At 73.2% G+C, this 26,598-nt stretch carries 30 protein-coding genes; 13 read left to right on the top strand and 17 right to left on the bottom strand.

Going from position 1 to position 26,598, the window contains the following annotated elements; genetic code table 11:
• Window positions 1-12: 12 nt before the first annotated feature.
• Genes JOF41_RS29080 through iolD form a run of 5 tightly spaced genes read left to right on the top strand, consistent with a single transcriptional unit; the run spans window position 13 to window position 5,462 of the window.
• The gene (locus JOF41_RS29080; protein ID WP_209624504.1) at window positions 13-1,041 is read left to right on the top strand and encodes an ABC transporter permease; all 1,029 of its coding nucleotides are present in this window, start codon (window positions 13-15) and stop codon (window positions 1,039-1,041) included.
• Window positions 1,038-1,805, top strand: a complete 768-nt coding sequence (locus tag JOF41_RS29075) for an ATP-binding cassette domain-containing protein (protein ID WP_209623252.1) — start codon at window positions 1,038-1,040, stop codon at window positions 1,803-1,805. The genes JOF41_RS29080 and JOF41_RS29075 overlap by 4 nt, the downstream gene beginning before the upstream one ends.
• A complete protein-coding gene (gene iolC, locus JOF41_RS29070; protein WP_209623250.1) occupies window positions 1,805-2,743 on the top strand; it encodes a 5-dehydro-2-deoxygluconokinase in 939 nt (312 codons plus the stop codon). Before JOF41_RS29075 ends, iolC begins: the two co-directional genes overlap by 1 nt.
• On the top strand, window positions 2,740-3,648 hold the full coding sequence (gene iolB, locus JOF41_RS29065) for a 5-deoxy-glucuronate isomerase (RefSeq protein WP_189227042.1): 909 nt from the start codon (window positions 2,740-2,742) through the stop codon (window positions 3,646-3,648). The genes iolC and iolB overlap by 4 nt, the downstream gene beginning before the upstream one ends.
• Window positions 3,645-5,462 (top strand): 3D-(3,5/4)-trihydroxycyclohexane-1,2-dione acylhydrolase (decyclizing), encoded by a 1,818-nt coding sequence (gene iolD / locus JOF41_RS29060; RefSeq protein ID WP_209623248.1) that lies wholly within the window; start codon window positions 3,645-3,647, stop codon window positions 5,460-5,462. Before iolB ends, iolD begins: the two co-directional genes overlap by 4 nt.
• A gap of 15 nt (window positions 5,463-5,477) precedes the next feature.
• Here the strand turns inward: iolD and JOF41_RS29055 are convergent, their stop codons facing one another.
• Together JOF41_RS29055 and JOF41_RS29050 are read right to left on the bottom strand one after the other, a co-directional pair.
• The gene (locus JOF41_RS29055) at window positions 5,478-6,272 is read right to left on the bottom strand and encodes a hypothetical protein (RefSeq protein ID WP_209623246.1); all 795 of its coding nucleotides are present in this window, start codon (window positions 6,270-6,272) and stop codon (window positions 5,478-5,480) included.
• 91 nt (window positions 6,273-6,363) lie between these two features.
• Window positions 6,364-7,071, bottom strand: coding sequence for a Crp/Fnr family transcriptional regulator (locus tag JOF41_RS29050; protein ID WP_189227045.1), 708 nt, complete (start codon window positions 7,069-7,071; stop codon window positions 6,364-6,366).
• A 309-nt stretch (window positions 7,072-7,380) separates the two neighbouring features.
• On the opposite strand from JOF41_RS29050, the gene JOF41_RS29045 reads away from it, so the two are divergent.
• Window positions 7,381-8,445: an NADH:flavin oxidoreductase/NADH oxidase gene (locus JOF41_RS29045; protein WP_189227046.1), complete on the top strand. Its 1,065-nt coding sequence runs from the start codon at window positions 7,381-7,383 to the stop codon at window positions 8,443-8,445.
• Window positions 8,446-8,517: 72 nt separating this feature from the next.
• Here JOF41_RS29045 and JOF41_RS29040 read toward each other — a convergent pair whose 3' ends face one another.
• Complete coding sequence (locus JOF41_RS29040; protein WP_189227047.1) at window positions 8,518-8,700, bottom strand: DUF3073 domain-containing protein; 183 nt, start codon at window positions 8,698-8,700, stop codon at window positions 8,518-8,520.
• 162 nt (window positions 8,701-8,862) lie between these two features.
• On the opposite strand from JOF41_RS29040, the gene JOF41_RS29035 reads away from it, so the two are divergent.
• On the top strand, window positions 8,863-9,744 hold the full coding sequence (locus JOF41_RS29035) for a DUF8083 family protein (protein WP_209623244.1): 882 nt from the start codon (window positions 8,863-8,865) through the stop codon (window positions 9,742-9,744).
• 33 nt (window positions 9,745-9,777) lie between these two features.
• On the opposite strand, the gene JOF41_RS29030 is transcribed toward JOF41_RS29035, so the two are convergent.
• Genes JOF41_RS29030 through JOF41_RS29010 form a run of 5 tightly spaced genes read right to left on the bottom strand, consistent with a single transcriptional unit; the run spans window position 9,778 to window position 13,977 of the window.
• Window positions 9,778-10,935 (bottom strand): MFS transporter, encoded by a 1,158-nt coding sequence (locus tag JOF41_RS29030; protein WP_209623242.1) that lies wholly within the window; start codon window positions 10,933-10,935, stop codon window positions 9,778-9,780.
• 43 nt (window positions 10,936-10,978) lie between these two features.
• The gene (locus JOF41_RS29025; protein ID WP_209623240.1) at window positions 10,979-11,560 is read right to left on the bottom strand and encodes an RsiG family protein; all 582 of its coding nucleotides are present in this window, start codon (window positions 11,558-11,560) and stop codon (window positions 10,979-10,981) included.
• Between the two features lie 60 nt (window positions 11,561-11,620).
• Complete coding sequence (locus JOF41_RS29020) at window positions 11,621-12,469, bottom strand: beta-keto acid cleavage family enzyme (RefSeq protein ID WP_209623238.1); 849 nt, start codon at window positions 12,467-12,469, stop codon at window positions 11,621-11,623.
• Between the two features lie 36 nt (window positions 12,470-12,505).
• Window positions 12,506-13,600 carry a CAF17-like 4Fe-4S cluster assembly/insertion protein YgfZ gene (gene ygfZ, locus JOF41_RS29015; RefSeq protein ID WP_189227052.1) on the bottom strand — a complete coding sequence of 365 codons (1,095 nt, stop codon included), beginning with the start codon at window positions 13,598-13,600 and terminating at the stop codon, window positions 12,506-12,508.
• On the bottom strand, window positions 13,597-13,977 hold the full coding sequence (locus tag JOF41_RS29010) for a Fur family transcriptional regulator (RefSeq protein WP_189227075.1): 381 nt from the start codon (window positions 13,975-13,977) through the stop codon (window positions 13,597-13,599). Before JOF41_RS29010 ends, ygfZ begins: the two co-directional genes overlap by 4 nt.
• A gap of 89 nt (window positions 13,978-14,066) precedes the next feature.
• On the opposite strand from JOF41_RS29010, the gene JOF41_RS29005 reads away from it, so the two are divergent.
• Entirely contained in the window at window positions 14,067-14,909 is an 843-nt protein-coding gene (locus JOF41_RS29005) for an aminodeoxychorismate lyase (RefSeq protein WP_209623236.1), read from the top strand.
• Window positions 14,910-14,975: 66 nt separating this feature from the next.
• Here the strand turns inward: JOF41_RS29005 and JOF41_RS29000 are convergent, their stop codons facing one another.
• The 9 genes from JOF41_RS29000 to JOF41_RS28960 form a co-directional block, all read right to left on the bottom strand.
• On the bottom strand, window positions 14,976-15,854 hold the full coding sequence (locus tag JOF41_RS29000) for a 5-oxoprolinase subunit C family protein (RefSeq protein WP_209624502.1): 879 nt from the start codon (window positions 15,852-15,854) through the stop codon (window positions 14,976-14,978).
• 23 nt (window positions 15,855-15,877) lie between these two features.
• Complete coding sequence (gene pxpB, locus JOF41_RS28995) at window positions 15,878-16,483, bottom strand: 5-oxoprolinase subunit PxpB (protein ID WP_189227054.1); 606 nt, start codon at window positions 16,481-16,483, stop codon at window positions 15,878-15,880.
• Between the two features lie 80 nt (window positions 16,484-16,563).
• On the bottom strand, window positions 16,564-17,199 hold the full coding sequence (locus JOF41_RS28990) for a heme-binding beta-barrel domain-containing protein (RefSeq protein ID WP_189227055.1): 636 nt from the start codon (window positions 17,197-17,199) through the stop codon (window positions 16,564-16,566).
• A 183-nt stretch (window positions 17,200-17,382) separates the two neighbouring features.
• Window positions 17,383-17,685 (bottom strand): DUF1416 domain-containing protein, encoded by a 303-nt coding sequence (locus JOF41_RS28985; RefSeq protein ID WP_189227056.1) that lies wholly within the window; start codon window positions 17,683-17,685, stop codon window positions 17,383-17,385.
• Window position 17,686: 1 nt separating this feature from the next.
• Window positions 17,687-18,532, bottom strand: coding sequence for a sulfurtransferase (locus JOF41_RS28980; protein WP_189227057.1), 846 nt, complete (start codon window positions 18,530-18,532; stop codon window positions 17,687-17,689).
• A 26-nt stretch (window positions 18,533-18,558) separates the two neighbouring features.
• On the bottom strand, window positions 18,559-18,996 hold the full coding sequence (locus JOF41_RS28975) for a DUF4395 domain-containing protein (protein ID WP_209623234.1): 438 nt from the start codon (window positions 18,994-18,996) through the stop codon (window positions 18,559-18,561).
• 245 nt (window positions 18,997-19,241) lie between these two features.
• Window positions 19,242-19,673 (bottom strand): TlpA family protein disulfide reductase, encoded by a 432-nt coding sequence (locus JOF41_RS28970; protein WP_209623232.1) that lies wholly within the window; start codon window positions 19,671-19,673, stop codon window positions 19,242-19,244.
• Window positions 19,670-20,467 carry an LmeA family phospholipid-binding protein gene (locus JOF41_RS28965; RefSeq protein WP_189227060.1) on the bottom strand — a complete coding sequence of 266 codons (798 nt, stop codon included), beginning with the start codon at window positions 20,465-20,467 and terminating at the stop codon, window positions 19,670-19,672. Before JOF41_RS28965 ends, JOF41_RS28970 begins: the two co-directional genes overlap by 4 nt.
• Window positions 20,464-21,231: an alpha/beta hydrolase family protein gene (locus tag JOF41_RS28960; protein ID WP_229796290.1), complete on the bottom strand. Its 768-nt coding sequence runs from the start codon at window positions 21,229-21,231 to the stop codon at window positions 20,464-20,466. The genes JOF41_RS28965 and JOF41_RS28960 overlap by 4 nt, the downstream gene beginning before the upstream one ends.
• Before the next feature lie 175 nt (window positions 21,232-21,406).
• Here JOF41_RS28960 and JOF41_RS28955 point away from each other — a divergent pair, with 175 nt between their 5' ends.
• The 5 genes from JOF41_RS28955 (at window position 21,407) to pstA (ending at window position 26,596) form a co-directional block, all read left to right on the top strand.
• A complete protein-coding gene (locus JOF41_RS28955) occupies window positions 21,407-22,168 on the top strand; it encodes a winged helix-turn-helix domain-containing protein (protein WP_244989720.1) in 762 nt (253 codons plus the stop codon).
• 233 nt (window positions 22,169-22,401) lie between these two features.
• Window positions 22,402-23,283 (top strand): mycothiol synthase, encoded by an 882-nt coding sequence (gene mshD, locus JOF41_RS28950; protein WP_189223940.1) that lies wholly within the window; start codon window positions 22,402-22,404, stop codon window positions 23,281-23,283.
• A 194-nt stretch (window positions 23,284-23,477) separates the two neighbouring features.
• A complete protein-coding gene (pstS, locus tag JOF41_RS28945; RefSeq protein ID WP_189223941.1) occupies window positions 23,478-24,590 on the top strand; it encodes a phosphate ABC transporter substrate-binding protein PstS in 1,113 nt (370 codons plus the stop codon).
• 36 nt (window positions 24,591-24,626) lie between these two features.
• The gene (gene pstC, locus JOF41_RS28940) at window positions 24,627-25,682 is read left to right on the top strand and encodes a phosphate ABC transporter permease subunit PstC (RefSeq protein ID WP_189223942.1); all 1,056 of its coding nucleotides are present in this window, start codon (window positions 24,627-24,629) and stop codon (window positions 25,680-25,682) included.
• The gene (pstA, locus tag JOF41_RS28935; protein ID WP_189223943.1) at window positions 25,679-26,596 is read left to right on the top strand and encodes a phosphate ABC transporter permease PstA; all 918 of its coding nucleotides are present in this window, start codon (window positions 25,679-25,681) and stop codon (window positions 26,594-26,596) included. The genes pstC and pstA overlap by 4 nt, the downstream gene beginning before the upstream one ends.
• The last annotated feature ends 2 nt before the right edge of the window (window positions 26,597-26,598 follow it).

Genomic DNA, 26,598 nt, shown 5'->3' with positions numbered 1-26,598 from the left:
GTGGTGGCGAAGGTGTCCGGCGCCGACGAGCGGCTGCGCGCGTCCGGGCTGCTGGACCGGCTGGTGCCGCGGCCGGAGGTCGGCGCGCTGCTGGGCGCGCTGGTGGTGTTCGCGTTCTTCTCGGTGGCGACCGAGCGGTTCCTCAGCCCGGCGGGCGTGGCGACCTGGCTGGACGACGCCTCCACGCTGGGCGTCGTGGCGGTGGCCGTGGCGCTGCTGATGATCGGCGGCGAGTTCGACCTGTCGGCGGGCGTGATGACCGCGTCCACCGCGCTGGTCACCGCCGTGCTGGCCACCAGGCTGGGCTGGAACGTGTGGTGGGCGCTGCTGGCGTCGCTGCTGTTCGCGCTGGCCGTGGGGGCGCTCAACGGGTGGCTGGTGGTGCGCACCGGGCTGCCCAGCTTCATCGTCACGCTGGGCACCTTCCTGGCGCTGCAGGGGCTGAACCTGGGCGTGACGCGGCTGGTGACCGGCACCGTGCAGGTCTCCGGGATGCGCGCCGCGCCCGGCTACGAGTCGGCGGGCTTCGTGTTCGCCTCGACGTTCTCGCTGGGCGGCACCAGGTTCCCCGTCTCCGTCGTGTGGTGGCTGGTGGCCACCGCGGTGGCCTCGGTGGTGCTGCTGCGGACCAGGTTCGGCAACTGGGTGTTCGCGGTGGGCGGCTCGGCGGCTGTCTCGCGCGCGGTCGGCGTGCCGGTGCGGCGGACCAAGGTGGTGCTGTTCACCGCCACGGCGGGCGCGGCCTGGCTGGTCGGCTCGATCAACATCCTGCGGTTCACCAGCGTGCAGGCCAACCAGGGCATCGGGCTGGAGTTCCAGTTCATCATCGCCGCGGTGATCGGCGGCTGCCTGCTCACCGGCGGCTTCGGCTCGGCGGTGGGCGCGGCGGTCGGCGCGCTGATCTTCGGCATGGCCCGCCAGGGCATCGTCTACGCCAACTGGAACAGCGACTGGTTCCAGCTGTTCCTCGGCGTGATGCTGCTGGCCGCCGTGCTGGTCAACAACGCGCTGCGGCGGCGGGTGGAGAGGGTGCGGCGATGACTCCCCTCATCGAGGTCAGGGGCGTGGGCAAGACCTACGGCAGCGTCGTCGCGCTGCGCGGCGTGTCCGCGGTGGTCAACGCGGGCGAGGTCACCTGCGTGCTGGGCGACAACGGCGCGGGCAAGTCCACGCTGATCAAGGTGCTGGCCGGGGTGCACCGGCACGACGAGGGCGAGTTGCTGGTGGACGGGCGGCCGGTCCGGTTCTCCTCGCCCCGCGACGCGCTGGACCGGGGCATCGCCACGGTCCACCAGGACCTGGCCGTGGTGCCGCTGATGAGCGTGTGGCGCAACTTCTTCCTCGGCTCCGAACCGCGCAGGGGGCCGTTCCTGGACCGGGGGAAGGCCCGCGAGGTCACCCGCCGCGCGCTGGCCGACATGGGCATCGACCTGCGCGACGTGGAGCAGCCGGTGGGCACGCTGTCCGGCGGCGAGCGGCAGTGCGTGGCCATCGCGCGGGCGGTGCACTTCGGCGCGCGGGTGCTGATCCTGGACGAGCCGACCGCCGCGCTGGGCGTGAAGCAGGCCGGGCTGGTGCTCAGGCACGTGGCGCGGGCCCGCGACCGGGGGCTGGGCGTCGTGCTGATCACCCACAACCCGCACCACGCCTACCCGGTCGGCGACCGGTTCCTGCTGCTCAAGCGGGGGCGGGCGCTGGGCTGCCACGACAAGTCCGAGATCGGCGTGGAGGAGCTGACCCGGCAGATGGCGGGCGGCGCGGAGCTGGCGGAGCTGGCCCACGAGCTGCGGGGCGTGGACCCGTGATGCCCGAGGTGCTGGCCATCGGCCGGGTGGGGGTGGACCTGTACCCGGAGCAGAGCGGCGTGCCGCTGGCCGGGGTGCGCACGTTCGCCAAGTCGCTGGGCGGCACGGCGACCAACGTCGCGGTGGCCGCCGCCCGGCTGGGCCGCCGGGCGGCGGTGCTGACCAAGGTCGGGCCGGACGGGTTCGGCCCGTACGTGCGCTCGGCGCTGGCGGGCTTCGGCGTGTCGCCGGAGTTCGTGGGCACCGCCGAGGGGTTGCGGACGCCGGTGGTGTTCTGCGCGCTGGACCCGCCGGAGGACCCGCCGCTGCTGTTCTACCGCGCCCCGCTCGCCCCGGACCTGGCGCTGGAGGACGCGGACGTGCCGTGGGACGTGGTGGCCGAGGTGCCGCTGCTGTGGGTCACCGGCACCGGGGTGTGCGCCGAACCGGCCCGCAGCACCCAGCGCCGGGTGCTGGAGCACCGGGCCCGCCGCGCGCACACCGTGCTCGACCTGGACCACCGACCGGTGTTCTGGCCGGACGCGGCCACCGCGCGCCGCGAGATCGGCTGGATGCTCGACCACGTGACGGTGGCCGTGGGCAACCGCGCCGAGGTCGAGGTGGTGGTGGGCACGGCGGACCCCGAGGAGGCCGCCGCCCGGCTGCTCGACCGGGGTGTTCGGCTGGCGGTGGTGAAGCGGGGCGCGGAAGGTGTCCTGGTGGCCACCGCCGAGGGTTCCCGCACCGTGCCGCCGCACCGGGTGGAGGTGGTGTGCGGGCTGGGCGCGGGCGACGCGTTCGGCGGGGCGCTGGCGCACGGCCTGCTGGCGGGCTGGGACGCGGTGCGCGCCGCCCGCTACGCCAACGCGGCGGGCGCGCTGGTCGCCTCGCGGCTGGCCTGCGCGGACGCCATGCCGACCCCGGCCGAGGTCGAGCGGCTGCTGGAGGTGGCCGGGTGATGCGCCTGCACCGACCGCTCGGGACGCTGGCCGACGGCGCGGACGCGGTGCGCCTGTCCCCCGACGACGCCGGGTGGGCCCGCGTCGGGCTGCGGGTGCTGCTGCTGCGCCCCGGCGTGCCGCGCACGATCCGCACCGGCGTGTTCGAGGCGTTCGTGCTGCCGCTGTCGGGTGGTTGCGCGGTCGAGGTGGACGGCGAGCGGTTCGAGCTGGCGGGCCGGGACAGCGTGTTCACCCGCGTCACCGACTTCGCCTACGTGCCCAGGGACGCCACGGTCACGCTGTCCGCGAAGGACGGTGCGGGGGGCGGCGCGGAGGACGGGGCGGAGGTCGCCCTGCCGATGGCGCGCTGCGAGCGCAGGCTGCCCGCGCGGTACGGCCCGGCGGAGGGCGTGCCGGTCGAGGTGCGCGGCGCGGGCAACGCCACCCGGCAGGTCACCAACTTCGGCGTGCCCGGCGCGTGGGACCACGCGGACCGGCTCATGGCCTGCGAGCTGATCACCCCGGACGGCAACTGGTCGTCCTACCCGCCGCACAAGCACGACGAGACCTGCCCGGTGGCCAACGAGGAGGTCTACTACTTCCGCGTGGCCGGGCGGGACGGCGTGACCCCCTCCCGCGAGGGTTTCGCGCTGCACCGCACCTACGCCGACGACGGCGCGATCGACGAGGACGTGGTGGTGCGCGACGGCGACGTTTTCCTGGTCCCGCGCGGCTACCACGGGCCGTGCGTGGCCGCCCCCGGCTACCCCCTGTACTACCTGAACGTGCTGGCCGGGTCGGGCGCCGAGCGGTCGATGGCGTTCCGCGACGACCCCGCGCACAGCTGGGTCCGGGACACCTGGGCCGGGCGGGCGGCCGACCCGCGCTGCCCGGTGACGACCGCTGGAGGGCGGGCGGGATGAGGCTCACCACGGCTCAGGCGCTGGTCCGCTGGCTGCTGGCGCAGCGCGCCGAGCTCCCCGACGGCTCCGAGGGACCGCTGTTCCCCGGCGTGTTCGCCATCTTCGGGCACGGCAACGTGCTCGGCGTGGGCGCCGCGCTGGCGGAAGTGCGCGACCGGCTGCCGGTGTGGCGCGGGCACACCGAGCAGGGCATGGCGCTGGCCGCCGTGGGCGTGGCCAAGGCCACCCACCGCCGCCAGGTGGGCGTGGCCACGTCCTCGATCGGGCCGGGCGCGCTGAACATGGTGACGGCGGCGGGCGTCGCGCACGCCAACCGGCTGCCGCTGTTGCTGCTGCCCGGCGACGTGTTCGCCAGCCGCGCCCCGGACCCGGTGCTGCAGCAGGTCGAGCACTTCGGCGACGCGACCGCGACGGCCAACGACGCCTTCCGCGCGGTGAGCCGCTACTTCGACCGGATCACCAGGCCCGAGCAGCTGGTGGCCGCGCTGCCGCAGGTGGCGCGGGTGCTGACCGACCCGGCCGACTGCGGCCCGGTGGTGCTGGCGCTGCCGCAGGACGTGCAGGCCGAGTCGCACGACTTCCCGGACGCGCTGTTCGCGCCGGTGCTGCACCGCCCGCCGCGCCCCCGCCCGGACACCGCGGCGCTGGGCCGGGCGGCCGAGGTGCTGCGCGCGGCCCGCAAGCCGCTGCTGCTGCTCGGCGGCGGCGTCCGCTACTCCGGCGCGGCCGGGCGGGCGGTGCGGTTCGCCGAGCGGCACCTGCTGCCGGTGGCCGAGACGACGGCGGGCCGCACGCTGGTCCCGCACGACCACCCGCTGCACGTCGGACCGCTGGGCGTCACCGGCTCCGCGTCGGCCAACACCCTGGCCGGTGCCGCGGACGTGGTGCTGGCGGTCGGCACCCGGTTGCAGGACTTCACCACCGCGTCGTGGACGGTGTTCTCGCCGGAGGTGCGGCTGGTGGCGGTGAACGCGGCCCGGTTCGACGCGGTGAAGCACGGGGCGCTGTCCGTGGTCGGCGACGCGGACGAGGCGCTGCGGGAGCTGACCGACCTGCTCGGCGACTGGCGCGCGGACAAGGCGTGGTCGGCCCGCGCCGCCGTGGAGCGCGCCGCGTGGGACTGCTACGTCGACTCGCTGCGCGAGCCCAAGCCGGGGCTGCCGACGTACGCGCAGGTCGTCGGCGTGGTCAACGAGCTGTCCGAGGCGGCGGACTACGTGATGACCGCTTCCGGCGGGCTGCCCGGCGAGCTGGTCGGCGGCTGGCGGGCGGTCGGGGCGGCCACCATGGACGTCGAGTACGGGTTCTCGTGCATGGGCTATGAGCTGGCCGGGGCGTGGGGCGCGGCGATCGCCCGGCCCGAGGGCGTGGTGACCACCCTGCTGGGTGACGGGTCGTACCTGATGCTGAACTCGGAGCTGTTCTCGGCGGCGTTCGCGGGCCACGGGTTCGTGGCGGTGGTGTGCGACAACGACGGCTACGCGGTCATCCACCGGTTGCAGAACCAGCACGGCGCGGCGGGTTTCAACAACCTGTACCCGGACTGCCGGACCGCGCACGCCGACCCGCCGCGCGCCGACTTCGCCGCGCACGCCGCGTCACTGGGCTGCGCCGTGTTCCCCGCAGCCGACCTGGACGCGCTGCCCGCCGCCTACCGCGCGGCCCGCGAGGCGGCCCGCACCCAGCGCCGCCCGGCCGTCGTGGTGGTCCGCACCCACCCGTCCGCCTGGACCGAGGCGGGCGCCCGCTGGGAGGTCGGCGTCGCCGACCCCGCCCTCAAGGCCCACCAGCTCGGCTACCTCACCCCGCCCTGACCCGCGCGTCCCGCGTCAGCCGCCGTCCCGGCCCGCGCCGTAGACCGGTCCGAAGTGCGAACCGCGCTGGTCGTTGCGGTCGAAGTGCTGGACCACGTCGGCGCGCTGGGTGGGCATGTGGGCGTCCCGCCCGGCCTGCACCACGGTCGAGCCGCCGCTGGCGGTGGCGTGCTGGACCACCGAGGGCGAGCTCGGCGGGGGCGCGGGCTCCTCCAGCCGCAGGGCGTGCGCGTTCCCGCTGGGCAGCCACAGCCAGGCGTGCCCGGTGAAGTCCTTCACCGACACCGCGACGCGCCGGAACGCGGCGGGGTCGAGCGTGGTGCGGCCCGCCCGCACCGGCGAGTCGTAGACCACCTCGGACAGCACCACGACCAGGTCCGCGTCGGGGGCCTGCTCCAGCGCCCGCTTGGCGACCGGGCTGTCGAGCAGCCTGCTGACCAGCACCGCGTCCTGGCCGGGGAAGCCGTTGGCGCCCTGCGCGGTCACGCCGAAGTGGACGGCCAGGCGCATCCGCAGCTTGGCCTCGGGCACCCGGTAGCGGTTGACCGAGCGCAGCTCGGCGTCCAGCTCCCGCACGTACCGGTCGACCACCAGCGGCTCGGGCGTGTCCGGCGGCAGCACGGCCCACTCCTCGTCGCCCTTGGGCTGGCGCACCCACCGGGCGCGGTCCAGGCCCGCCGCGCGCCCCGCTCTGTCCAGGCTCTGCACCAGCAGTTCCTGCAGCGCCCGCTGCAGGTGGTCGTCGGCTGCGCTGTAGCGCCGCAGGTCGCAGCAGACCAGCAGGCTGCGCCGGAACGCGGCATCGCTCATGGTCGGGCCCTTCCGCCGGGTGGGTGCGGGTTCGCACGGCCAGCGTGGGGCACCACCGCGCACACCGAGCCGTAGGAGTGCGGATTCGCGGTCAGAAGCCGGCGAATTTCCGCAGCGCTTCCAGGTCGGGCACCAGCACGTCCCGCCGCAGGTGGCTGAGCACCACCCCGGCTTTGCGCAGATCGCTGAACGCCTTCTCCGCGGTGCGCGGCTTCATCCCGGCGATGGAGGCGAGTTCCACCTTGGTGAGCGGAATTCCCAGCACCCAACCGTTCTGCTCTTCCTTGCCGTACGTCTGCACCAATTCCACCAGCACTCGCGCCACCCGTTCCGCGGCGGGGTAGGAGAGGAAATCGCGGCGGCGCTGGTTCGCCCAGCGCAACCGGTCGTTGATCATGCCGATCAATTCGACGAAGACGTCGTTGCGGCGGTGCAGGAAGCCCACCAGCTCGCCGCTGGTGATGAGTTTCGCGGTCACCTCGCCGCAGGTGACGACGGTGGCCGAGCGCGGTTTCTGGTCCAGCGCGGCCATCTCGCCGACCAGGTCGCCCGCGACCCGGATGGCCAGCAGCGCGGTGTCCCCGGTCTCGTCGGTGGTCTGCACCTTGACCACGCCTTCGAGCAGCAGGAGGACGTGGGTGTCCTTCGCGTCCTGTTCGATGACTTCGCGGTCGGCGGCGTACCGGACGCTGGTGCCCAGGCCGAGCAGCTCTTGTCGGGTCTGCTCGCGCAGACGGCCCAGCAGGCTGTTGCGGGGCCACACGGGTTCGGGCGTCGTGGTGGTCGGCATGGGCAGCATGTGGGTCCTGTTACTGTGAGACCGGCGGGAACTGAATTGAGCGGCGACCGGCGGCGGGCAAGTGATGCTCTCCCCGAACGTGATCCGGACAGTACACCCGATTGGGCGTAACTCGCGCTCTACCGATCGGCGTTTTGCCGGGTTCGCCCGCCCCCAAGATCACGTGCGAATGCACGGGCAATACCTATTCGAATGGAATGTGCCTGCTCCCGCGCAGTGGGACGGTCGTCACGACCGGGAACACCTGTCCGATCCGGGACCTTGGACCTGTAGAAGGCAACCAAAGACCCGAACTTGGAGGAGCGCTCGGTGAGTCACCTGTTCGCGCCCTTGACCATCCGCGGCACCACCCTGCCCAACCGCATCGGGGTCAGCCCCATGTGCCAGTACTCCGCGCGGGACGGCCTGCCCGACCAGTGGCACCTGGTGCACCTGGGCTCCCGCGCCATCGGCGGCGCGGGCCTGGTGCTGGCCGAGGCCACCGCGGTGCAGGCCGTCGGCCGGATCTCGCCCCAGGACACCGGCCTGTGGAACGACGAGCAGGCCGCCGCCTGGCGGCCGATCACCGAGTTCATCCGCGCCCACGGCGCGGTGGCGGGCGTGCAGCTGGCGCACGCCGGTCGCAAGGGCTCGACCTACTCGCCGTTCGCCGACGAGGACGGCGGCGTGCCCGACGAGGAGGGCGGCTGGACCCCGGTCGCGCCCAGCGCGCTGGCGTTCCACGAGACCTACCGCGAACCGGTCGCCCTGGACGAGGCGGGCATCGCCGAGGTCGTCGCGGACTTCGCCGCCGCCGCCGAGCGGGCCGTCGCCGCGGGCTTCCAGGTCGTCGAGGTGCACGCGGCGCACGGCTACCTGCTGCACCAGTTCCTGTCGCCGCTGAGCAACCGGCGCACCGACGGCTACGGCGGCGACTTCGCCGGTCGCACCCGGCTGACGCGCGAGGTCACCGCGGCGGTGCGCGCCGCCGTGGGCGAGGACGTGCCCGTTTTCGTGCGCGTCTCGGCCACGGACTGGGTCGAGGGCGGCTGGACCGCCGAGGACACCGTGCGCCTCGCCCGTGACCTGGCCGAGGTCGGCGCCGACCTGGTGGACGTCTCCACGGGGGGCAACGTCCCCACGGCCGACATCCCGGTCGGCCCCGGTTACCAGGTGCCGTTCGCGGAGGCCGTGCGCCGCAAGGCGGACGTGCCGACCGCCGCGGTCGGTCTGATCACCGAGGCGCGCCAAGCCGAGCAGGTGCTCGCCGACGGCGCGGCCGACCTGGTGCTGCTCGGGCGGGAGCTGCTCCGCGACCCGTACTGGCCGCTGCACGCGGCAGCGCAGCTCGGGGCGCGGATCACCCCGCCGAAGCAGTACGCCAGGGCGATGTGATGTGAGGCCGCGTCATAGGTCGGGCTGCCGGTGAGCACCGGCAGCCCGACCTACGACGCGGGTGTGGATTCGTCAGCGACGGTAGTCGTCGTAATCGTCGTCCGACGGATCATCGAAGCGGTCTTCGGTACGGCGACCGCTATCGGAATCGCCGGACAACTCGCGTTGCAAGGCCTCGAAGTCGGTGTTGTGAGAGCTGTACTTCAGCTCCCTCGCCACCTTCGTCTGCTTGGCCTTAGCTCGGCCGCGCCCCATGGCTCGACCCCCTCGCACAGGGACGGGGGCGGCCGGGGGAACGGCGGCCCCACTCGTCTCGACAACTAGTTCCTGGTAACTACCGTACCGTGTCGAAGGGGTTCCCCGCGACGCGGTAGGCGTGACACGTGCCGCCAAATCTCCGCGTGGGAGGATGCACAGGTGCCTCGACCGTTCGTCGCCTACCTCAGGGTGTACGAACCGCTGTCGGCCCTTGACGCACAGTTGGCGGCGCGAGTGCGAAAAGCACTGGAAGCGGGCCCTTTGAGCCGTGCGGAGGCAGGCGAGCGGGAACGTGAGCTGTGGTTGCGATCACAGTTGGCCCGTCCGCCCCGGCTGCTGCCCGGTGAGCGGTCCGACGGGGGCGTCGCCCCCGACGCCCCCTTCGACGTGCTGGCGCTGTCCCCGGCCGAGGTGCCGGGGGAGGTGGGCGAGGGCCCGCTGGTGTGCCCGCTGGACCTGAGGCCCCGCTCGGCGGTGGCGCTGATCGGCTTCCTGGCCACTGCGAGCGGCCCGCTGCGCGACCAGGCGCTGACCGTGGAGCCGGAGACGGTCCGCGCGCGGGCCACGTCGGTGATGGCGGAGCTGACCTCGGGCGCGGTGCACGTCATCTCCACCACGTGGACCGTGCCGCTGCCCTGGTTCACCCTGGTCGACCCGAACGCCCGGCGGGTGGTGCTGGCCCCGCGCGAGGACCCCGAGCGGCAGGTGTCGTGGCGGGCGTCCATGGCGGACGCCCGGCAGCGGGTGGCGCGGGCGCTGCGCGTGGTGCGGGAGTCCATCGGCGACGACGGTCCGGCCAAGGTGCTCGCCGACACCGGCCGCTGGCTGGACCACTTCGACCCGGCATCGGCGGTGGAGCTGGACTACGGCGGCCTGGTGCAGCTCATCGCCGACGAGGACCTGCTGGAGGACACCTCCGCGCAGGACGTGAACGCCATCGTGGACGCGCTGGAGGCGGGCGACGCCGAGGAGGTCGCCCTGCGCTACGAGAGCCTGCGGGAGTTCTGGGGCGAGCTGGCCCGCCGGGAGCGCCACGGGTAGCGCTCACCCGGCAGGCGTTCACCCCGCAGGCGCTCACACCACCAGCGGCGTGCCCAGCCGGTGGTCCAGCAGCAGCCGGGCCGCCACCGCCGCCACGGCGGCCAGCAGCAGCGCCACCGGCCACCCCAGGCTCACCGCCACCCACCCGGCCACCGGCGGGGTCAGCGCGGCGCCGAGGTAGTTCGCCGTGTTCTGCATCCCCAGCGCCGTCCCGCCGCGCCCCTCCGGCGCCAGCTCGCCCGCCGCGGTCACCGCCAGCCCGTTCCAGCACAGCGCCAGCGCCGCGGTCGGCAGCAGCGCCGCGCACAGCAGCCACACCGGGGCCCGGTCCAGCGCCGCGCACAGCCCGAAGCCCACCGCGACCGCCACGCTGACCAGCCGCAGCGGCCCCAGCCTGCTGGCCACCCGGTCCGACCACACGCCCACCGCGAGCCTGCCCAGCCCGCCCGCGACCTGGGCCACCGCGAACAGCCCGGCCGCCACCCCGACCGCGACGCCGCGGTGCTCGTGCAGCAGCTCCACCACCAGCGACGCGGCGGTGAACTGCGGCACCACCAGCAGGCCGCTGGCCGCGCTCAGCCGGATCAGCCTGCGGTCGGCCAGCACCACGCCGTGCCCGTGCCGGGAGCGCACCGCGCCCGGCGGCTCCCGCACCCACAGCGCCACGGCCACCGCCACCAGCGCGGTGACCCCGGCCAGCGCCAGGAACGCGGCGGGCACGCCCGCCGCGACCGCCACGGCGGGCAGCGCCACGGCGGTCAGCGCGGCGCCCAGCGGGGTCGCGGTCTGCCGGATGCCCATGGCGAAGCCGCGCCGGTCGGCGGGGAACCAGGTCATCACGGCCCGCCCGCTGGCCGCGTTCACGCTCGCGCCGAACAGGCCGACGGCCACCAGCGCCAGGCCCGCCACCACCGGGCCGTCCAGCCCGGCCAGCGCCAGGCAGCCCGCCGCGCCGAACCCGCCGACCGCCATCACCACGCGCTCGCCGCGCCGGTCGGCGACCGCCCCCCAGGGCACCAGGGCCAGCATGGTGCCCAGGTTCACCGCGCCGAGCAGCAGGCCGACCTGCGGCAGGCTCAGCCCGAAGTGGTCGCGCAGCTGCGGGGTGATCGCGGGCAGCCCGAGGAACACCGCCGCGTTGACGCCCTGCGCCACCGCGCCCACAGCCAGCACGACCCAGCGGTAGCCCATGCGGCCACGCTAGGTCGTGCGTTCACATCCTGGGAGTGTGATCTCAGCTCTTGGTACGTCCGGGGTTGGTGGGCCAGCCGCGCTCGGCCGCCAGCAGCTCGTCCACCGACGCGCTGCCGTTCTGGTAGCGGTCGGCGATCTCGGCGTTGAGCCGGTCCACCACGGCCTGCACCTCGCGCCGCCTGCCGGAGACCGACGCCTCCTCGCTGACGAAGGTGCGCAGCGCCAGGTCCAGCTTCCCGTCCGACAGCGCGCCCACGTCGGACAGGTCCACGTCCGCCACCAGCGCCTCGACGTGCCGCTGGTGCGCGTCCGCCCGCGAGGGCTCCTGGATCTGGTAGCGGCCCCGCCCGGTGGCCGGGCCGACCGCGTTGCTGGCCAGGATGGTCGCCAGCTGGTCGACCACCGCCGAGCCGCCCTCGGCCCGCCGCTGCCGCTCGGCCCGCAGGATGTCGATCCGGGCGTGCAGCAGCCGCCTCAGGTAGGAGAGGTCGGTCTCCTCCTGGGCGGCTTCGTCGCGCAGGGCGCGCACCGCGGCGAGCGGGAGCCGCTCGATGCCGTCGGTGTAGTCGGGGGCGAGCACCCGGTCAATTCGGCGGCGCCCGCCAGGACGCACCTCGATCACGTACTCATCCTGAGGTAGTTCCTGCCCACCCGCCAACACAAACCTGCTTCCAAAGTTGTCTCAAACCCGTACCGGACTGCCCACGCCCAAAAGTGCACGTGCATCTGCAACGGAGAGCGGCGGGCGCTGCGCGATTCGCGCCAATCCGGCGGCCCTGGCCACCAATTGCGCGTTGTCCCGCACCGGCTGCCCCTTCGCGTAGCTGAGGGTGTCCTCCATGCCCACCCTCAGGTGACCGCCCGCCGCCAACGCCGTCAGCATCACCGGCAGCGACGTCCGCCCGATGCCGGTGGCGGAGAAGGAAGCCCCTTCGGGCAGCAGCCGCAGCGCGGCCACCACGGTCTCCGCGTCGCCCGGCATCCCGCCCGGCACGCCCATCACCAGGTCCACGTGCACCTTGCCGCCCGCGGGCAGGCCGTGCTTGTCCAGCAGCCTGCGCAGCGTGGCGAGCTGGCCCAGGTCGAAGATCTCGTACTCCGGCACGATGCCGCGCTCCTGCATCCCCTTGTGCAGCGCGACGATGAACTCCCAGCGGTTCATGAACACGTCGTCGCCGAAGTTCACCGTGCCCATGGTGCAGGACGCCGAGTCCGGCATGGCGTCGAGCACCCGCAGGCGGTCGGCCTCCGGGTCGGTCACCGCGCCGCCGGTGGACAGCTGCACGACCAGGCCGGTGCGCTCGCGCAGCGCGGCCACGGTCTCCTTGAGCAGCCCCAGGTCCAGCGTCGGCCTGGTGTCGGCGTCGCGGATGTGCACGTGCACCATCGCCGCGCCCACCTGCTCACACGCCTCGGCGGTGCGGACCAGCTCCTCCAGGGTGACGGGGAGCGCGGGGACGTCGGCCTTCGCGTGCTCGGCCCCGGTGGGGGCGACGGTGAGCAGCGTGCCGTGCGAACCGGGTCTGGACATGCCGTGATAGTGGCACAGAACCCGAATCCGCAGCTCCTACCGGCCGAGCTTGCGCGCCGCCTCCCGGCCCAGTCCGGGGGTGTCCGGCGGCACCGAGTCCGGGTCCGCCTTGGCCTGCACGACCCGGTCCTCCGCGCCGACCAGCAGCTCGGCATCCACCGGCACCGACCGCTTGACCAGCGCCAGCGCCACCGGCCCCAGCTCGTGGTGCAGCGCCACGCTGCCCACCCGGCCGACCACCCGGTCGCCGAACACCACCGGGTCGCCGGTCTCCGGCTGCACCTCGCGCGAGCCGTCCAGGTGCAGCAGCAGCATCCGCCGCGGCGGGCGGCCCACGTTGTGCACCTTCGACACCGTCTCCTGGCCCCGGTAGCAGCCCTTGTCCAGGTGCACCGCCGAGCCGATCCAGTTCACCTCGTGCGGGATGGTGCGCTCGTCGGTGTCCACGCCCAGCCGGGGGCGCAGCGACTCCACCCGCAGCGCCTCGAACGCCCAGCTGCCCGCCGGTCGCGCGCCCGCGCCGGTCAGCCGGGACCACCAGTCGGCCAGCGCCCCGCGCGGCACCACCAGGTCCACCGCGTCCTGACCGGGCCACGGCACCCGCCGGGCGAACCCGCCCTCGGGCAGCGCCACCACGTCCAGCGCTCCGGCGGGCACCGGCAGCCCCAGCGCGGTCAGCGGCGCGGTCGCCTCGGGGCCGACCAGGGTCAGCACGGCCAGCTCGGCGGTCGCGTCGCGCGGCTCCACCTTGGACCAGAACACCATCTTGGTCAGGTACGACAGCAGCGGCGCCGCCGTCTCGGCCTCGGTGTCGAGGTAGACCACGCCGTCCAGGTTCGCCACCGCGGCGTGGTGCTCGACCCGGCCCTGCACGTCCAGGATCAGCATCTCGGTGGCCCGGCCCTCGCCCAGCGCGGTGAAGTGCTGGCTGGTCAGCGAGTGCAGCCAGGCCAGCCGGTCCGCGCCGGGCACCGCCAGCACCGCCCGGTTCGAGCGGTCCACCACCACCACCGACCTGGCCGCCGAGCGCTGCTCGGCGAACGGGTCGCCGAAGTGCCACGGCACGCCCTGGTCGGGGTTGCCGTCGAACGGCGCGACGGCGCCTGGCGTGGTCAACGTCGGTGACGTCACGGGGTCTCCTTCGAGCACTCGCGGCAGCTGCCGGACAGCGCGAGGTGGCTGGCATCCAGTTCGAACCCGTAGCGGTCCCGCAGTGTTCCCCCGACCGGCGCGAGCACCTCGCACGGCACCTCCTCCACCCGCCCGCAGCGGTGGCAGACCAGGTGCACGTGCTCGTGCTCGTCGACCGAGTAGTTGGGGGCGCCGTGACCCAGGTGGGTGTGCCGGACCAGGCCGAGCCGGTCCAGCAGGTCCAGCGTGCGGTAGACCGTGGTGATGTTGACCGCGGGCGCGGTGAGCTGCACGTGCTGGCAGATCTGCTCCGGCGTGGCGTGCCCCAGCTCGCGCACCGCGTCCAGGACGAGCTGGCGCTGCGGGGTCATCCTCATGCCGCGTTCGTGCAGGGTCCTGCGCAGTGCCTGTTGGCCGCCCACGGTCTCCACCGCTCCGATGGTAGGCCGTGAGTAGGCTCGCCGTTATGCGCCTGCTCGCACTGCTGGACGGAACGCTGGCCGACCCCGACGCCCCGCTGGTCCGGGTCGACGACCTGGGCCTGCTGCGCGGCGACGGGATCTTCGAGACGATCCTGGCCGTCGACGGCAAGCCCCGCGAGCTGGGTCCGCACCTGGACCGCCTGGCGCGGTCGGCGGCCATGCTGGACATGCCCGAGCCGGACCGCGCGGCGTTCGAGCGCGCCGTGCGGGTGGTGCTGGACAACTGGACCGGTGGCGCGGAAGTCGCCCTGAAGGCGGTCCTCACGCGGGGGATCGAGGGCGGCGACGGCACGCCCACCGGGTTCGTCATGGGGATGGAGATCTCCGCCAAGGCGCTCGCCCAGCGCGCCGAGGGCCTGGCCGCGGTGACCCTGGAGCGGGGCATCGAGCCCGGTCTGGCCGAGCGGGCCCCGTGGCTGCTGCTGGGCGCGAAGTCGCTGTCCTACGCGGTCAACATGGCGGCGCTGCGGGAGGCCGAGCGGCGCGGCGCGGACGAGGTCGTGTTCACCACCTCGTCCGGCTCGGTGCTGGAGGGGCCGACCTCGACGCTGATCGCGGCGCGCGGCCGGACGCTGACCACGCCGCCGTCGACGCTGGGCATCCTGCCCGGCACCACGCAGGCGGCGCTGTTCCAGGCGGCCGAGCGGGCCGGGTGGACCGTCGAGGTCGAGCCGATCGCGGTGGACGACCTCTACACCGCCGACGGCGTGTTCCTGGCCTCCAGCGTCCGCAAGATCACCCGCGTGCACACCCTGGACGGCAAGTCCCTGCCCGACTCCACCGCCCTGCACACCACCCTCACCACCCTCTACGAGTCCCACTACTGACGCAGGCAAGTACTACCGGGGTGGCTTTTCCCAGCGCATAACTACTACCCGTGTCCGCGCGGGTAGTTAGGCCGGGTAGTAGTCAACGGCCCGTTCCGGCGGGGCGGGTAGTACTTGCAGGCGCAGGGGGGTGCCGGGGCGGGCCTGGGCCAGGGCGGGGAGCGCGGGCTCGGGCACCACGCCGATCACCGGGTAGCCGCCGGTGGTGGGGTGGTCGGCGAGGAAGACCACCGGCTGCCCGTCGGCGGGCACCTGCACCGCGCCGGTCACCAGGCCCTCGCTGGGCAGCTCCCGGCCAAGGTGCTCCGGCGCGCGGCGCAGCGCCGTGCCGTCCAGCCGCAGGCCGACCCGGTTGCCGCGGTCCGACACCACCCACCGGCCCGCCGCGAGCTGCCGCGCCGCGCCGTCGAACCAGTCGTCGCGCGGACCGAGCACCACCGGCACGACCAGCTCGTCCGGCACGTGCGCGGGCACCAGCACGTCCACCCCGACCGGCGGCCCCACCGGGTCGCCCAGCGGCAGCTCGTCGCCGTCGCGCAGCGGGTCCGGGCCGATGCCCGACAGCAGGTCCGTGGCGCGGCTGCCCAGCTCGGCGGGCACCGCGACACCCCCGGACAGCGCCACGTAGCAGCGCAACCCCGCCTCGGGCGCGCCCACGGCCAGCTCGTCACCCGGCGCCAGGTGGCACGGCGAGTCCCGGTGCACGCCGTTGACCAGCACCGGCGCCCACGGGCCGGTCACCGCGACCGTGCACGACGTGTTCGCCCGCAGCACCAGCCCGCCCAGCAGCACCTCCAGGCCCGCCGCGCCCTCGGGGTTGCCCACCAGCCGGTTGGCCAGCGCCAGCGACGGCCGGTCCAGCGCGCCCGACGGCGGCACGCCCAGGTGCGCGTGCCCCGGCCTGCCCAGGTCCTGCACCAGCGCCTGCGGGCCGGTCCGCAGCACGGTGACCGACCTCGCGACCGCGTTCACGCGACGACCTCGAACCGCACCCGGTCACCCGGCGCGAGCAGCGCGGGCTCGGCGCGGCGCGGGTCGAACAGCGGCGCGTCCGTGCGCCCGATCAGCCGCCAGCCGCCGGGCGTGGCCCTCGGGTAGGCGGCGGTGTACTCGCCCGCCACGCCCACGGAACCGGCCGGGACCTTCGTGCGCGGGGAATCAAGGCGCGGCTGCCGCAGCGGCTCGGGCAGCCCGACCAGGTAGCCGAAGCCGGGCGCGAACCCGCAGAACGCCACCGTGTACCGCGCCGACGAGTGCAGCCGCACCACCTCGTCCACCGGCACCCCGGCGGTCGAGGCCACCAGCTCCAGGTCCGGGCCGTCGTAGCGGACCGGGATGACCACCTCGCGGGCCGCCACCGGGGCGCGGCGCGCCGGGTCGACCGCGTCGAGCACCCGCCGCACGGCCGCCAGCCCGCCGGGGCGGGTGGTCACCAGCACCGTGCGCGCGGCCGGGACCAGCTCCACCACCTCCGGCAGCGCGGCGGCGGCCACCGCGGCGCGCACCGCCTCCACCTCGTCGAGGGAGTCCACCTCGACCAGCACCGCGTCGGTGCCGCAACGCCGCAGCCGCATGGCCCCCACTGTAGGGCAAGTCGAAGGATTGTTGAACAATCCTCGGGTGCCGTGTCCCGCCCACCGGACGGGACGACGACTCAGCCGACGACGCGCTTGAGGTGCGCGGAGGTGTGCGGCTGGAGCGGCTGGCCCACCATGGCCCGCTCCTCCACGTACGCCAGGTCGCCGTTGTTGACGATGCCGTACAGCCGCTGCGCCCCGACGACCTCCTTGGCGGTCGCCGTGCGCACCACCGCGTCGGTGCCGAACTCCCACGACGTCTGGGTGCGCGGCTTGCCGTAGAACAGCTCCACGATCCCGGTGTTGTGCGTCAGCAGCACCTCGATCGTGTCATCGGCCTGCGGACGCCAGAAGCCGGTCTCGCGCGCGGCCGGGCGGATCACCGCGCCCTTGTCGTCCAGCAGCCACGACCGCGCCTCGTAGAACAGGAACGGGCGCCCGTCGTGGGCGAAGGTGATCTGCTGGCCGAACCGGTACGGGCCGTCGATCGTCGGGTAGACGACCTCGCCCTCACCGCGCCACACGCCCACCAGCGGCAGCAGCGACAGGCACGCGTCGTGCAGCGACGGGCCCTCGCGCAGGTTCGCGGTGTCGGCCGGGATCGGCAGGTCGTCGAACTGCGGCAGGTTGCGCGACCGGGTGGTCTCGGCGCGCTCGGCGGCAGCCCGCACCGCCGCGTCGCCGCTGCCCGGTGCGGGGGTGTTCTCGGCCATCACCGCTGGTCGGAGAACAGCCGGTAGACGACGTACACGGAGAACCACACGACGAGCAAGGACACGAGGACCAGTAGCCCGGTGAAGAAGTGTTCCACCAGCCGAGTTTATCGCCCCGGACCGCGACGCACCGGACCCCGGTGGCGAACGCCACCGGGGTCCGGGCGGAACTCGTCGGGCCGGTCAGGCCACCGCGACCTCGACCGGGTGCACTCCCGGCCCGTCCGCGCTGACCGACGCCTGGCCGTTGCCGGAGCGGTGCAGCGCCCGGACCGTCCACGTGCCCGGCGCCGCGTAGAAGCGGAAGTCGCCCTCCGGGGAGGACACCACCTCGGCGGTGAACTCGCCCGCGGCGTCCAGCAGCCGCACGAACGCGCCGCCCACCGGCTGACCCCCGGCGCTGACCCTGCCGGTCAGCACCACCTCGTCGGGACCGACCGCCAGGTCGACGCCCTGCTGCGGCGCGCCGCAACCGTCCAGGCTCATCTCAGTCCTCCTTGCCGGAACCCAGCTCGACCGGCACGCCGATCAGCGAGCCGTACTCGGTCCAGGACCCGTCGTAGTTCTTCACGTCCTCGTGCCCGAGCAGCTCGTGCAGCACGAACCAGCTGTGCGAGGAGCGCTCGCCGATGCGGCAGTAGGCGATGGTCTTCTTCGAGCCGTCCAGCCCGGCCTCGCCGTAGATGCGGGCCAGCTCCTCGTCGGACTTGAACGTGCCGTCCTCGTTGGCCGCCTTGCTCCACGGCACGTTGATCGCCGTGGGGATGTGGCCGCCGCGCTGCGCCTGCTCCTGCGGCAGGTGGGCGGGGGCCAGCAGCTTGCCGGAGAACTCGTCCGGCGAGCGCACGTCGACCAGGTTCTTGTTCCCGATGGCCTCGACGACCTCGTCGCGGAACGCGCGGATCGACAGGTCCTGCTCCTGCGCGGTGTACTGGGTGGCCGGGCGCTCGACCTGCTCCTTGTCCAGCGGGCGGCCGTCCAGCTCCCACTTCTTGCGCCCGCCGTCGAGCAGCTTCACCGACTGGTGGCCGTAGAGCTTGAAGTACCAGTAGGCGTAGGCGGCGAACCAGTTGTTGTTGCCGCCGTAGAGCACCACCGTGTCGTCGTTGGCGATGCCCCTGGCCGACAGGAGCGCCTCGAAGCCCGCGCGGTCGACGAAGTCGCGGCGGACCGGGTCCTGGAGGTCCTTCTTCCAGTCGATCTTCACCGCGCCGGGGATGTGGCCCCCGTCGTAGGCGGTGGTGTCCTCGTCGACCTCGACGAACACCACGCCGGGCGTCTTGAGGTTCTCCTCGGCCCACGCGGCCGAGACCAGGACGTCTTCACGGCTCATCGAGCTGCTCCAATTCGGGGTGTTTCCTACTGCGGACGTGCGAGGGACGGGACGCGGCGGCGCAGGAGCAGGAAGACCTCGCAGCCCAGGCACAGGCCGACCGCGGCGTTGAGCAGCGCGGCGACCAGTGCGGCGGAGGTGGCGACCACTCCCAGCGCGGTGAGGCCGGTGGCGTAGCCGATGGTGCCGACCAGCGCGAAGACGAAGCCGACGCCCTGCGCGAACCGCAGCGGGGCGGGCTCCTCGCGCTCGGCGGTCGGCTTGACCCTGGGCTGGACGGCGTACCGGTAGAGGTGGCCCCACGGGTTGAGCTTGAGCGAGATGAACGCGCACAGGCCGAACAGCACCGCCTGCGCCGCCAGCAGCCGCCACGAACCCGTGAGCAGCACCGCGGCGAGGACGGCCGAGGTGATCCACGCGCTGAAGCGCGGACCCCGCGGGTCTACCGGGACGTCTTTCGGCACGACGACCTCCTGCTGTGGACGTGTTTGTCAGCCCGTCAGAGGCGGTCGTAGGGGTGGCGCGGACGCGCGTCAAGGCGCGTCAGCCGTCGGGGGACCGCCCGATCAGCTCGTCGCGCGACACAGGCTGCTGCGCACGCGGCACAGGTCCACCGCGAGTCGCTTGGTCAGCAGCGTGGTCATGGTCCGAGCGTAGCCGCTCGTCCCTTCAGCCGGGAATGGCGTCCAGCAGGTGGGAGATGCCAGGTTCACCCGTTCGTGTGGGGCAGGTGTGGGCGCAGCGCCTCCAGCAGCACGTCCCGCTTCGGCACCCCGCCGACCCGCAGCACCTCCGCCCCGGAGGCGTCCAGCGCCAGCGTCGTCGGGGTGCGCAGCACCCCCAGCCGGGTCGCCACCTCCGGCTGGTTCGTCACGTCCAGCTCGACGTGGCGCAGTCCGTCCACCCGCCCGGCCAGGTCGGCCAGCAGCACGCGGGTGTGCCTGCACGGCGCGCAGAACGTCGTCGACAGCTGCACCAGCGTCACCGCCGCACCGGGATCGAGCGCCGCCCGCACCGCTGACGGCAGCTCCGGACCGCTGTCCCCGCTCACCCGAACCCTGCCCTCCCGCCACCTCAGCAGCACCCCGACGACCGCGGTGACGACCACCGCGGCCACCACCGCCCAAGCTCCCGCGCTCATCCCTGGTCCAGCGGGATGTCGTCCACGGTGCCCTCCACGGTCAGCGCCCCGCTCTCCACCCGGACCGCCGTGGGGGTCACGGTGAACGGCAGCACACCGGGGTCGATCTTCACGGCCAGCGCCTGCCGCACCGCGCCCAGCGCGTCGCCCAGCGACGCCAGCGAGGTGTCGTCCAGCTGGACGTCGCTGACCGCGATCTCGACCAGCCCGCCGACCAGCGACACCGAGCCGTACGCGGTGACCCGCAGCTTGCGGCCCGCCAGCGTGGTGTTGCCGCTGAGCTTCACCGCCGCCGTGGTGGGGCCCGCCTGCGCGGGCACGTCCTCGCGGGTGTCCGGCTCGATGGCCATGTCGGTGAACGGCGTGACCTGGTTGACCAGCCGGTTCAGGTCCGCCGCGTTGATCTTCACGCTGCCCCGGACCTGGTCGATCTTCGCCCCCCTGGTGTTGCCCGCGAGCAGGTCGGACAGGGCGATCCGGGTGTGGTAGAGGTTCGCCCTGACCTCCAGCTCGCGCAGCTGGTCGCGCACCGGCACGCCGGTCGCGCTGATCTCGATGTCCCGGTAGTCCCCGGCCAGCGCCTGGGTGATGAACGGGAAGCCGTTGATGCGCACCGACGGGTCCTCGCTGAGCGAGAGCTTGTCGCGCATCTTCTGCGCCACCTGGTACTCGCCCGCCGCGGCCAGGCCGAAGTCGGCGGCGACCAGCAGCGCGCCGAGCACCAGCACGGCGACGACGAGCTTGCGCCCCCTGCTCGGGCGGCGGGTCACGGGCGCGGGTCGGGTAGCGGTCATCGCCCTCTCCTGCTCTGCTCACTGGCACTGCGCTGACTGGCACCGGAGAGCCAGGTCGCGATCCGGTCTACCAGAGCGGGCGTCATCGCGGACTCGGCGTGCCGGGTGCCCGGCTCCAGCCACAGCTCGGCGTTCCCGCCCGCGGCCCGGTGCAGCGCGGTGGCGTGCGCCGGCCCGAAGTAGTGGTCGTCCTCGCCGTGCACGATCAGCAGCGGCGTGGGCGCGATGCGGTGCACCACCTCCAGCGGGCTCTCCGGCACGGTGGCCCACGGCGGCCCCAGCCGCACGCCCAGCGCGCGGGCTGCCAGCCTGCCGTGCGGCTGCTCCAGCAGCCAGTGCACCCGGCGCATGGCCGCGGTCTCCCGCACCCACCAGCGCGACGGGCTGCTCACCGCGGCGACCGCGTCCGGCCGGTCCTCGTGCAGCGCGGCGTGCCGCAGCGCGATCGACGCGCCCATGGAGAACCCGACCGTCACCACGCGCCGGTACCCCAGGTCGCGGGCCAGCGAAACCCCGGCGGCCAGGTCGTGCACCTCGTCACCGCCGACCGTGGAGCGGCCCCCGGAGCGGCCGTGGCCGCGGAAGTCCAGCGCGACCACCCCGCCGTGCCGGGCGAAGCGCTCCAGCACCCTGGCCACCCACGGCTTGCGCACGTGGTTGGTGAAGCCGTGGCCCACCACGAAAGCCAGGTCCTCGTGGGTCCGCACGGCCACACCACGTGACCTCACGTGCACGCCCCGCAGCAGCACGGAATCGTGTGACATGGATGTAACAGGCGTGACGCTTGTGGAAACAACTGTGACTCCCACCTGCTGACCTGGGTATTTCGCCGTGCGCACCGGTATCGTCTCCGTCATCCGCAGGCAACGGGGCCCGGTCACCGTACTTCGCCGCGAGCTGGTCCGGTGACCAGCCACGGCCGAACAGGAGGGCGCCGCGATGAGCATCGACGTGCTGCTGCTGACCACCGACTCCGACCCAGAAGCCGTTCTCCCCGCCCTGTCCCTGCTGCCGCACGAGGTCCGCCCCCTGCGCCCGGAGGTCTCGGCGCTGCTGGAAGCCGGTCCGCACGACGTCGTCCTGGTCGACGCCAGGACCGACCTGGTCGGCGCGCGCAGCCTGTGCAAGCTGCTGGACTCCAGCGGCGTGGACGTCCCCGTCGTCGCCGTGGTCACCGAGGGCGGCCTGGTCGCGGTCAACTCGGACTGGAACGTCGACGAGATCCTGCTGCCCACCTCCGGCCCGGCCGAGGTGGACGCCCGGCTGCGGCTGGTCCGCTCCCGCCGGGGCAACGCCCAGTCGGGCGGCGACGGCTCCCTGCAGCTGGGCGAGCTGGTCATCGACGAGGCCACCTACACCGCCCGGCTGCGCGGCCGCCCGCTCGACCTGACCTACAAGGAGTTCGAGCTGCTCAAGTACCTGGCGCAGCACGCGGGCCGGGTGTTCACCCGCGCGCAGCTGCTCCAGGAGGTCTGGGGCTACGACTTCTTCGGCGGCACCCGCACGGTGGACGTGCACGTCCGACGCCTGCGCGCCAAGCTCGGCCCCGAGCACGAGTCGCTGATCGGCACCGTGCGCAACGTGGGCTACAAGTTCGTCCGCCCGCCGCGCCCCGGCGGCATCCGCCGAGGCATCGAGCACCTGGCCGAGCCCGCCGACAACAACAACCCCCTCGACGAAGCCGAGCTGTACAGGGTCTGATTGACCCGGCTCCGCCGGGTCGGCTCGGCCGCCCGGAAGTCGGCTGTATCGATGGCCGCTGCTCCGCAGACGGCGGCTCGGCCGCCCGGAAGTCGGCCCATCGGCACGCGTTTCGCGGAAAATCGAAGAGCGTGATTTTCCGCGAAAGGCATCCCGACAGGCCGACGCGGCCTCGCGTGGTGGTTGGGCGTGGTGGTTGGGCGTGGTGGTCAGGGGCGAGGACAATCGGTTCCGTGGATCTGACCTGGTACGACGAGTTGACCGACGAGCGGGCGGGCGCGGTGTCCGACCTGCTCGCCGAAGCCGAGCGCGCTGACGGTGTCGCCCCGGTGGGCGAGGCCGTGCGGCTGCGGATGCGCCCCGGTGCTCGCGGCAGCGCCCACCTGCTCGCCCGCTCCGACGACGGCGCGCTGGTCGGCTACGCGCACGTCGACCTCCACGGCGACGCCGACGGCAACAAGGTCGCCGAGCTGGCCGTGCACCCCGCCCACCGCCGCCGGGGCGTGGGCACCGCGCTGGCGCGGGCCGTCGCCGAGCGCGCCGAGCCGCTGCGCGTCTGGGCCCACGGCGACCAGGTCGCCGCGCGGGAGCTCGCCGCCGCGCTGGGCTTCCGCAAGGTGCGGGAGCTGCGGCGGATGCGCATGTCGCTGGAGGCCGAGCTGCCCGCGCCGCGGCTGCCCGATGGCGTCCGGCTGCGCGCGTTCGAGCCCGGCCGTGACGAGGCGGCCGTGGTGCACGTCAACCACCGGGCGTTCTCCTGGCACCCGGAGCAGGGCGCGATGAGCGTCGAGGACCTCCAGCGCAAGCAGGAGGAGCCGTGGTTCGACGCCAAGGGCTTCCTGCTGGCCGTGGACGCCGAGGACCGGCTGCTCGGGTTCCACTGGACCAAGGCGCACGACCAGCGGCTCGGCGAGGTCTACGTGGTGGGCGTGGACCCGGACGCCCAGGGCGGCGGGCTGGGCCGGGCGCTGACCCTGGCCGGGCTGGCGCACCTGCGCGATTCCGGGCTGCGCGAGGTGATGCTGTACGTGGAGTCCGACAACGCCCCGGCGGTGCGCGTCTACACCAAGCTGGGCTTCACGGTCTGGGACGCGGACGTCCAATACGCCCAGTAGTGACGAACCCATCACGTGATGCAAACGCCCAGGTCACGTAGTCACCCGTACGGGGGTGGAGCCGGTCACCTCCCGTGTGGTGTTCACCTCCCGTTCACCCTGTTCTGGGCGGCTGTCCACCATGCCTACCTACCGTCCGTGCCGAGCGGCGTTGGTGCGCCGCGCAAACCGCTTCCGTTAGGTGGAGGACCCAGGTGAAGACCAAGCGGCACGGCGCCGTCATCGGCCTGATCGCGGCCGGCGCGCTTCTGCTCACCGCATGTGGCAGCGACAACAACGCCCCCGCGGGCGGCTCGGCGGCCACCGGCACGTCGTCCACGCCCGTCGAGTGCGGCGGCAAGAGCAAGCTCAACGCCGAGGGCTCCACCGCGCAGAAGAACGCCATCGACACGTTCATCCAGGCCTACCAGCAGCGCTGCCCCGGCTCGGACGTGGCCTACAACGCCTCCGGCTCCGGCGCGGGCGTGAAGAACTTCAACGGCGGCCAGGTGGACTTCGGCGGCTCCGACTCCCCGCTGAAGGCGGACGAGGTCACCAAGGCCGCCGAGCGCTGTCAGGGCAACCCGGCCTGGCACCTGCCGCTGGTCTTCGGCCCGGTCGCCATCGGCTACAAGCTCGAGGGCGTGACCGACCTGGTGCTCAACGGCGAGGTCACCGCCAAGATCTTCAACGGCGCCGTCAAGAAGTGGAACGACCCGGCCATCGCCGCCCTCAACAGCGGCGCGTCCCTGCCCGACAAGGACATCAAGGTCGTCTACCGCTCGGACGAGTCCGGCACCACCGACAACTTCCAGCTGTACCTGCAGGCCGCCTCGAAGGGCGCCTGGACCCAGGGCGCGGGCAAGCAGTTCAAGGGCGGTGTCGGCGAGGGCAAGGAGAAGTCCGCCGGTGTCGCGCAGGCCGCCGGTTCGGTCGACGGCGCCATCACCTACGTCGAGCTGTCCTCCGCGCAGGACAACAAGCTGTCCATGGCCAGGATCGACACCGGCTCCGGCCCGGTCGAGCTGACCACCGAGACCGTCGGCAAGGCCATCGACGGCGCCACCGTCAAGGGCTCCGGCAACGACATCGTGCTGGACCTGAACTCCATCTACGCCACCACCGCCTCCGGCGCCTACCCGCTGCTGCTGGCCACCTACGAGATCGTCTGCTCCAAGGGCTACGACGCCGACACCGCCAAGGCCGTGAAGGCGTTCCTCACCGTCGCGGCCACCGACGGCCAGGCGGGTCTGGCGGACGCGGGCTACGCCCCGGTGCCCAAGCCCTTCCAGGACAAGCTGCTGACGGCCATCAAGGCGATCGCCTGACCAGGCCGCCCACCCTTCCAGCGACACGTTGACGCGATGAACGAACGCATCGTGGCCAAGCGCCCCGCGGACACCGACACCGGTGCCCGTCGGGGCGTTCCGGCTGCTCGACCCGCCCCGGAGGCTCCGATTCCCCCGACCACGGAAGCCGAGAAGAAAGCACCGCACGTTCGGCCGGGCGACCGGATCTTCCGCGGCCTCGCGACGGGATCCGGCGTCTTCATCGTGGTCCTCATCGGGGCCATCGGCCTGTTCCTGCTGATCCAGGCCATCCCGTCGCTGGCCCTGGACAAGGTCAACTTCCTGACCAGCCGCGAGTGGTCCACCGGCGACGTCAACAACATGCGCTACGGCATCCTGGACCTGCTCCTGGTCACCGTGGTGTCCTCAGCGTTCGCCCTGCTCATCGCGATGCCGATCGCGCTGGGCATCGCGCTGTTCCTCACCCAGTACGCCCCGCGCAGGCTGGCCAGGCCCTTCGCCTACGTGATCGACCTGCTGGCCGCCGTGCCGTCGATCATCTACGGCCTGTGGGGCCTGTTCGTACTCGGGCCCGTGCTCACCCCGATCGGCCAGTGGCTGACCTCCACCCTCGGCTTCATCCCGCTGTTCGCCGAGGGCAACGTGAGCATCGAGTTCGGCGGCACGATCTTCACGGCGGGCATCGTGCTGGCGGTGATGATCCTGCCGATCATCACCGCGGTCACCCGCGAGGTGTTCGACCGCACGCCGCCCGCGCACGTCGAAGGCGCCATCGCGCTCGGCGCCACCAAGTGGGAGGTCGTGCGCACCACCGTGCTGCCCTTCGGCAAGGCGGGCTACGTCAGCGCGTCGATGCTGGGCCTGGGCCGCGCGCTGGGCGAGACGATCGCGCTGACCATCATCCTCAGCGCCACCGGCACCGCGTTCGGCTGGAGCCTGTTCGACGGCGGCGCCACGTTCGCCTCCAAGATCGCGCTGGCCGCGCCGGAGTTCAACGACCCCCGGTCGGCGGGCGCCTACATCGCGGCGGGCCTGGTGCTGTTCGTGCTGACCTTCCTGGTCAACGCCGCCGCCCGGAGCATCGTCGCGGGTCACAAGGAGTACGAATGACCACCACGCAGACGGCGGACCTCAACCGCCTGGCGACGCCTCCGACGTTCCAGAGCGTCAGCACCGCGCGCAAGATCAAGAACGGCGTCGCCACCGCGCTGGTCTACCTCGCGTTCCTGATCGCCGTCGTGCCGCTGGTGTGGGTGCTCTACACGGTCATCCAGCGCGGCTTCCCGGTCATCCTGGACATCGACTGGTGGCAGAAGTCCCTGTCCGGCCTGCTGTCCCGGCAGCAGGGCGGCGGCGTCTACCACGCCATCTACGGCACCCTCGTGCAGGGCCTCGTGTGCGGCCTGATCTCGGTGCCGATCGGCCTGTTCGTCGCGGTGTACCTGGTGGAGTACGGCGGGCGGTCCAAGCTCGCCAAGGCGACCACCTTCATGGTCGACATCCTCACCGGCGTGCCCTCCATCGTCGCCGCGCTGTTCATCTACTCGCTGTGGATCACCACGTTCGGCTTCGGCCGCAGCGGTTTCGCGGTGTCGCTCGCGCTGGTGCTGCTCATGGTGCCGGTGATCGTGCGGACCACCGAGGAAATGCTCAAGATCGTCCCGGACGAGCTGCGCGAGGCCTCCTACGCGCTGGGCGTGCCCAAGTGGAAGACCATCGTCAAGATCGTCATCCCGACCGCCCTGTCCGGCATCCTCACCGGCGTCATGCTGGCGCTGGCCAGGGTCATGGGCGAAACCGCGCCGGTGCTGGTGCTCGCCGCGTACGCGCCGTTCATCAACTACAACCTCTTCGACGGCCCGATGGCGTCGCTGCCGCTGCTGATGACCGCGGAGCGCAACAACCCCACGCAGGCGGGCTTCGAGCGGATCTGGGGTGCGGCGATCACCCTGGTCCTGATCATCACGCTGTTCAACCTGCTGGCGACCGTGATCTCGCGGTGGCTGGCCCCGAAGACCAAGTGAGC

Origin of the sequence: Saccharothrix coeruleofusca, assembly GCF_017876325.1 — a bacterium.
GTDB classification, from domain to species: domain Bacteria; phylum Actinomycetota; class Actinomycetes; order Mycobacteriales; family Pseudonocardiaceae; genus Actinosynnema; species Actinosynnema coeruleofuscum.
The sequence above is the reverse complement of the archived record's forward strand: the minus strand, read 5'-3'. Positions and strand labels throughout refer to the sequence as shown.